1 pseudogene is annotated in these 1,834 nt (G+C 49.1%); it reads left to right on the top strand.

Going from position 1 to position 1,834, the window contains the following annotated elements:
- Positions 1–1,834, top strand: a pseudogene (gene aceE / locus P8O70_04195) (pyruvate dehydrogenase (acetyl-transferring), homodimeric type).

Raw genomic sequence — 1,834 nt, 5'->3', positions numbered from 1 at the left:
GTTGGATAACTTAATTTTTGTGGTTAACTGTAATTTGCAGAGACTAGATGGTCCTGTTCGAGGAAATGGCTAGATTATACAGGAGCTTGAAGGTGCCTTCCGAGGTGAGGGTTGGAATGTAATCAAAGTGCTCTGGGGTGGAAATTGGGACTCCCTACTAGCTCAAGATCCGAAAGGTTTGTTGCGCAAGCGGATGGAAGAGTGTGTTGATGGTGAGTACCAGAACTTCAAGAACAAAGGTGGTGCCTACACCCGTGATAATTTCTTTGGCAAATATCCAGAATTGCTGGAGATGGTCTCGAATATGACTGATGACGAGATTTGGAAATTGAAGCGGGGTGGCCACGATCTTTTCAAAGTGTACGCTGCCTATCACTCTGCCGTGAATCACCAGGGACAGCCAACTGTGCTGTTGATGAAGACGGTCAAGGGCTTTGGAATGGGTGCTTCGGGAGAGGCCGCGAATCCAAGCCACCAGCAAAAGAAGATGTCTAGCGATGACCTCTATAAGTTTCGTGATCGTTTCAGTCTTCCCATTTCTGATGAGCAGGTTGCCAAGCTTAAGTTGGTCCGCCTAGATGAGAAAACCGAGGAGATGCAGTATTTGCGAGAGCGTCGTGGAAAACTCGGTGGGTTTCTGCCAATGCGCTTGCAGCGCGGAGATAACTCAAGGCTCCAGAATTGAGCACCTTTGAGCGTTTGCTGAAGGACTCTGGTGATCGCGAAATGTCTACGACCCAGGCATTGGTCCAGGCAATGACCATGCTGACTCGTGACAAGAAACTTGGTCCACGCTTGGTACCGATTGTTCCAGATGAGGCTCGGACCTTCGGAATGGAAGGGATGTTCCGCCAAATTGGAATATATGCTCACGAAGGACAGAAGTATGAGCCGGTTGACCGTGATCAGTTGATGTACTACCGCGAAGACCAGAAAGGCCAATTGCTACAGGAAGGAATCAACGAAGCGGGAGCGATGTCATCGTGGATTGCAGCAGCAACTTCCTATAGTTCCTCTGGCTTGCAGATGATTCCAGTGTACATCTTTTACTCGATGTTTGGATTTCAACGAATTGGAGATCTTGCCTGGGCAGCTGGAGATATGCAGGCCCGTGGTTTCCTAATTGGAGCAACCTCTGGCAGAACGACCCTGAACGGGGAGGGTCTGCAGCACGAAGATGGACACAGCCAGATTTTGGCAGCCAATATTCCCAACTGTGTTTCATACGATCCAACTTTTTCACATGAGGTGACGGTCATCTTCCAAAATGGCCTCTACCGCATGAATGAGTTGCAAGAAAACGTCTTCTACTACATCACCACTCTGAATGAGAATTATCCACAACCAGGGATGCATGAGGGGCAAGAAGAAAACATTCTCAAGGGTATGTATCAATTACAGGAAGGTAAGCCGGGTAAGCTAAGAGTACAGCTTTTGGGTTGTGGTTCGATTTTCCGTGAAGTTATAGCTGGAGCAAACCTTTTGGCAGAAGATTGGGGTGTCCAGGCAGATCTATGGAGTTGTCCAAGTTTCAATGAGTTGCACCGTGATATTGTGGAGGTAGAACGCTGGAACCGGCTACATCCTGAAGTAACTCCGAGAGTGAGTCATGTGGAGCAGTGCCTTGCTGAAACGACAGGTCCAGTCATTGCTGCAACCGACTACGTTAAGCGCTTTGCTGATCAGATACGGGCTGCTGTCCCAAGAAGATACACAGCTCTGGGGACGGATGGTTACGGACGAAGTGATTTCCGGAAAGCCCTTCGGAGCCACTTTGAGGTGGATCGCTACCATGTCGCCGTTACTGCCCTGAAGTCTCTGGCGGATGAGGGAG

It is taken from the genome of SAR324 cluster bacterium (assembly GCA_029245725.1).
Classification (GTDB): Bacteria; SAR324; SAR324; order SAR324; family NAC60-12; genus JCVI-SCAAA005.
The sequence above is the reverse complement of the archived record's forward strand: the minus strand, read 5'-3'. Positions and strand labels throughout refer to the sequence as shown.